We start from the raw sequence: 5,740 nt of genomic DNA, 5'->3' as shown, positions 1-5,740 counted from the left end.
GGCGCCCAGGGCCGTCAGGCCCGGCGGCGCCATCAACCCTCGCGGCGAAGCCGCGTCAACCTTCGGGAATACTGAAAAACACCACCCCGGTCCCGGTCCCGACCGCGCCATAAGAGGGCGCCTTCTATAATTTAAAGGCGCCCACCACAACCCTCGGCCTGAAAGGCCGTCAAACTTAAGCCCCTTAAGAACCTTCGGCCCAGCGGGCCGTCAACCCTCAAGCCCCAAAGGGGCTTGTCCCCAGCCCATATCCCAGTAGTACCCCTTTTTTATTCAATATTTCACACCTATACTCAATAAATCACAGCCATATGCAGAAAATTGTGATACCGCTGATTCTCCTCAAGTTTTCTTCGATTTCCTCAAATTTCCTTATTGACATATCCTGCCTTCCGTCCCTATAATACAAGCAAAAAAACAGGGAGGTTTTTCATGAAACAGTTAAAAATCGCTTTAACTGCCTTAGCTGCAGAAAGCGGCATTTCTCAGGAGAACTGGAAGACAGTGCCCCTGGAAGGCGCAGATCTTACCGACGTATCTGCCGTAGTCATGACCAGCCGGGACGAAGTTCCCCCATCCTATGACACCATTCATGCTTTTGCCATTCCCCTTTTCATTCTTGACACCGGCGCCGCGGCAGGAAGGAATATGTCCGCCATATCGGGCACCCTCCTTCCGGTGAAGGAGAAAGCATCCTGGAAGAAACGAATTACCCGGGCAGCCCTGCAGTATGAAAAAGAACTGCTGCCTCCTTTTTTCGGGGCCCTCATGAAATATACATCCCGGAAAAACGACCAGTACGACTCTCCCGGCCACCAGAGCGGTGCCTTTTACCGGAAACATCCATCAGGACGCATTTTCTACGACTACTACGGCCCCAATGTATTTCGCGGAGACCTTTCCAGTTCCGACGTGGACCTGGGCGATTTCCTCATCCATGAAGGGCCCGCCCTTTCCGCCCAGAAACATGCAGCCCGGGTATTTCATGCAGACAAAACCTATTTCGTGCTGAACGGCACCTCCACGTCCAACAAAATCGTGATGAACGCCGTACTGGCGCCCGGTGATATAGTGCTCTACGATCGGAACAACCATAAATCCATCGATTTGGGCCTCATCCTCTCCGGCGCCATTCCAATATACATGGAAACCGCCCGCAACGCTGCCGGCTCCATCGGCGGCATTCCCGAAGCCTGCTTTGAGGAAGACTATATCCGAAAACTGGTGGCAGAAAAAGATCCGAAAAAAGCCAAAGAAGAACGGCCCATCCGCCTGGCCGTCATCGAATTGGGCACCTACGACGGCTGCCTTTACAATGCCCGCCAGGTCATCGACCGCATCGGTTACCTCTGCGACTACATTTTCTTCGACTCCGCCTGGGTAGGATACGAACAGTTCATCCCCATGATGAAAGACGCCTCCCCCCTGCTGCTGGAACTGGGCCCCGACGACCCCGGCATCTTCGTCACCCAGTCCGTCCACAAACAGCAGGCCGGTTTCTCCATGACCTCCCAGATTCATAAAAAAGACGCCCACATCCGTGGCCAGCAGCGCTACGTGCCCCACAAAAGAATGAACAACGCCTACATGATGCACGCCTCCACCTCCCCCTTCTACCAGCTCTTCGCTGCCCTGGACATGAACGCCCGGATTCACGAGGGAGAAGGAGGAAAGAAACTGTGGAAAGACGCCCTCATCCTGGGCATCGAGCTTCGAAAGAAAATCATAAAAAAGTGCCACTACCTGAAACCCTTCCTCCCGGATACCGTGGGAAACAGGAAATGGGAAAATGCAGACACCGCCCAGATTGCTGCAGACCGCCGCTTCTGGGCCTTCAGCCCCAAAGCCGGCTGGCACGGATTCAAAGGATACGGAGAAAACCAGTACTTCCTGGATCCCATGAAACTCATGCTCATCACCCCGGGCATTGATATCCCCACAGGCACCTACGAAGACTTCGGCATCCCCGGCACCATTGTGGCCGAATACCTCCGGGAAAACAAAATCATTCCGGAAAAATGCGACCTCAACGACATCCTCTTCCTCCTGACCCCGGCAGAAACAGAAGAAAAACTCCGCCGCCTCCTAGAGAAACTGGTGCAGTTCGAAACCTATATAGATCAGGACGCCCTCATGGAAAAAGTACTGCCCCAGGTATACGACGCCTATGAAACATACTACAAAGGCTACACCATCAGGAAACTCTGCCAGGAAATGCACGATTTCTACAAAGAAAGAAACGTGGCCGCCCTGCAGCAGCAACTCTTCGACCAAAACCACCTGCCTCCCTACGCCATGAGCCCCAGAGAAGCAGAAGGAGAATACTTCCGTGGAAACGGAGAACTCATAGACCTGAAAGACGCAGAAGGCCGCATCGCCCTCGAAGGCGCCCTCCCCTATCCCCCCGGCATCCTCTGCATTCATCCCGGAGAACGGTGGACAAAGACCGCCATTCATTACTTCATGGACCTGGTAGACAGCATCAACGCCCTCCCCGGCTTCCCCCCGGAAGTCCAGGGCGTCTACGTGGAAGACGGAAAAGACGGAAAAAAACACGCCTTCGGCTGCGTACTGAAAGAATAATGACATTGGACACGCCCTGCGGGCGTGAGGGTTGACGGGGCTTCGCCCCGAGGGTTGTGAAGGGAAAGGTTCTTAAGATTGACCGGCCTGACGGCCGGAGGGTTCGTAAGTTTGACGGCCTTTCAGGCCGAGGGTTGTGGTAGCGGCTTCGCCGCAATTTTTAAAGTCAGCGTTACGGGATTTGCTTTTCTGTGTCATAGGGCTTAATAAGCATTCTGGTGACTGGCTCGCTGCGCTCGCCTCCCCCTATCCGGCTGCGCCGGACTTCCCCCTGTTCAGGGGGCAGAATAGGTTTCCATGCTTTCCTGCAGAGACATGGCCACATTACTAAACATCCATAGTGCCCCCGCTTGCGGGGGTGGCAAAGGAACTGGATTCATAGGGGAGCTGTAGGCGACCCGCGAATCCAGTGACATGCTTCCCACCGGGCAAGGTGGTGGCGCCAGCCACCAAAGGGGGAAAACGCCGAAATGGTACATGAAGTATATGACTCGCTGTTTTTCCCTCATATCTCTCGTTTCCTCTTGAGGGGAAGTCCCGCGAAGCGGGAAAGTGTGCACGGGGCAGAGCACCGATAAGATGGTCCATCGCGGTCCTGACCGCCAATCGGCGGCCCCCTGAGCGAAGGGCGATAAGACATAGAATAAGAGTATCATAATCATTCTTACCACCGTCCACCCCTTCGCCACTTCGTGGCCCTCTTCCCCTAAAGGGGACGCAAGAGGCGTTACGGGATTTACTTTCGGTGTCATATGGCTTGATTGGCATTCTGGTGATTAGCCGCTGCGCGGCTCCCCCCTATCCGGCTGCGCCGGACTTCCCCCTGTTCAGGGGGCAGAATAGGTTTCCATGCTTTCCTGCAGAGACATGGCCACATTGCTAAACATCCATAGTGCCCCCGCTTGCGGGGGAAAGGTGGTGGCGCCAGCCACCAAAGGGGGATGCATTTCCTCGCCCGCAGGGCGGTTGTATGGTTTTCCGACGGGCGAAAGCCCGGTTGTCCGGTTTCTCCGCTAAAGGCGGCATTTATACTGGCGCCCCCAAGGGCGCCGTACCTCGCCAGCGGGCACGGTCAGCCAACCAATAGGTAAGCCCTTTAATGGGCAGGCTAAGGGCCTACTTTGGCTGACTTGGAGGTCCTATGCAGGACCTCCACAGTACTTCATACCTCCCGAGGGCGGAGCCCTCAACCCGCCTGTAAGGCGTCAGCCGATCACAGGCAGAACCCTTGGCGCCTAGGGCCATCAGGCCCGGCGGCGCCATCAACCCTCGCCCGCAGGGCGTCAACCTTCGGGAATACAGGTAAGCGCCGACTCCCTCACAAAGGCCCATAACCTCAAATGTCTCACACAGCAAAAAAGCACCAGTCATCAGACTAGTGCTTCTTTCTTAATCAGCAGCTTCCTATCCTCCCGGGCCGCCTCCAGCCAAGTACTTTCGGCGTTTGTGAGCTTAACTACCGTGTTCGGCATGGGTACGGGTGTATCCTCACAGCTATCGCCACTGAATCTTTGAGAGTCTGTTCTCTCAAAACTGCATAGAAGAAGTTCCGAAGGCTCTCGCCTCTGGTCGTGCTTTTCGTGAAATCTAAGCTAAGACCTCGACCTATTAGTACTGCGTCGCTCCATGACTTGCGCCACTTCCACTCACAGCCTATCAACCTCATCGTCTTTAAGGGGTCTTACTCATTGCTGATGAGAAGTCTCATCTCGGGACGGGCTTCACGCTTAGATGCTTTCAGCGTTTATCCTTTCCGGATGCGGCTTTCCAGCCGTGCCACTGGCGTGACAACTGGTACACCGTTGATCCGTCCACTCCGGTCCTCTCGTACTAGGAGCAGCCTCCCTCAAACTTCTTGCGCCCGCGATGGATATGAACCAAACTGTCTCACGACGTTTTGAACCCAGCTCGCGTACCACTTTAATGGGCGAACAGCCCAACCCTTGGAACCTACTCCAGCTCCAGGATGTGATGAGCCGACATCGAGGTGCCAAACCTCCCCGTCGATATGAACTCTTGGGAGAGATTAGCCTGTTATCCCCAGGGTAGCTTTTATCCGTTGAGCGATGGCCTTTCCACTCAGTACCACCGGATCACTAAGCCCGACTTTCGTCTCTGCTCGACTTGTCTGTCTCGCAGTCAAGCTCCCTTCTGCCTTTGCACTCTTCGGCCGGTTTCTGTCCGGCCTGAGGGAACCTTTGGGCGCCTCCGTTACATTTTAGGAGGCGACCGCCCCAGTCAAACCGCCTGCCTGAGATGGTCCACGAGGTTGTTAGTCTCCGTGTTAGAATCTCAGCAACATAAGGGTGGTATCCCAACATCGGCTCTGTAACACCCAAAGGCATTACTTCTTAGCCTCCCACCTATCCTGTGCATATGTCACCGGGATTCAATCTCAAGCTGCAGTGAAGCTCCATGGGGTCTTTCTGTCCAGTCGCGGGTAACCTGCATCTTCACAGGTATTTCAATTTCACCGGGCCCCTCGTTGAGACAGTGCCCAAATCATTACGCCTTTCATGCGGGTCGGAACTTACCCGACAAGGAATTTCGCTACCTTAGGACCGTTATAGTTACGGCCGCCGTTCACTGGGGCTTCAGTTCAAAGCTTCGCTTTCGCTGACCTCTCTCCTTAACCTTCCAGCACCGGGCAGGCGTCAGCACCTATACTTCAGCTTTCGCTTTCGCAGGCACCTGTGTTTTTGGTAAACAGTTGCTTGGGCCTCTTTTCTGCCACCCTTTTCTGTTCCGGGGGTTTCTCCCTTTCGCCTACTCAGGGTCATCCTTCTCCCGAAGTTACGGATGCAATTTGCCGAGTTCCTTAACGAGGGTTTTCCCGCGCACCTTAGGATTCTCTCCCCGCCTACCTGTGTCGGTTTACGGTACGGGCGGATTTCGTCTCGCTAGAAGTTTTTCTTGGCAGTGTGGGATCCATGAGTTCGTCAAAGTCTCCTTTAACTCCCCATCATGTCTCTGCTTCTGTAAAGGGGGATTTGCCTCCCTCTACGCATACGCACTTGGACGCGCTCTTCCAGCCGCGCGATCATGTGCCCTCCTGCGTCGCTCCTTTGCTCAATTGACTCCATCCGGTACAGGAATTTCAACCTGTTGTCCATCGCCTATGCGTCTCCGCCTCGGCTTAGGTCCCGACTTACCCTGA

1 protein-coding gene and 2 rRNA genes (1 of these 3 running past the window's edge) are annotated in these 5,740 nt (G+C 54.8%); 1 reads left to right on the top strand and 2 read right to left on the bottom strand.

Annotated features, from left to right (window positions below; translation table 11 throughout):
• Nucleotides 1-432 precede the first annotated feature (432 nt).
• Nucleotides 433-2,583: an ornithine decarboxylase gene (gene speC, locus HMPREF9453_RS00780; RefSeq protein ID WP_008858643.1), complete on the top strand. Its 2,151-nt coding sequence runs from the start codon at nt 433-435 to the stop codon at nt 2,581-2,583.
• A gap of 1,391 nt (nt 2,584-3,974) precedes the next feature.
• Here the strand turns inward: speC and rrf are convergent.
• A 5S ribosomal RNA gene (gene rrf, locus HMPREF9453_RS00775) occupies nt 3,975-4,091 on the bottom strand.
• 80 nt (nt 4,092-4,171) lie between these two features.
• Nucleotides 4,172-5,740 (bottom strand): 23S ribosomal RNA (locus HMPREF9453_RS00770); it runs 1,358 nt beyond the window's last position.

This window comes from Dialister succinatiphilus YIT 11850, assembly GCF_000242435.1.
GTDB classification, from domain to species: domain Bacteria; phylum Bacillota; class Negativicutes; order Veillonellales; family Dialisteraceae; genus Dialister; species Dialister succinatiphilus.
This window is presented reverse-complemented; position numbering and strand designations above follow the sequence as displayed.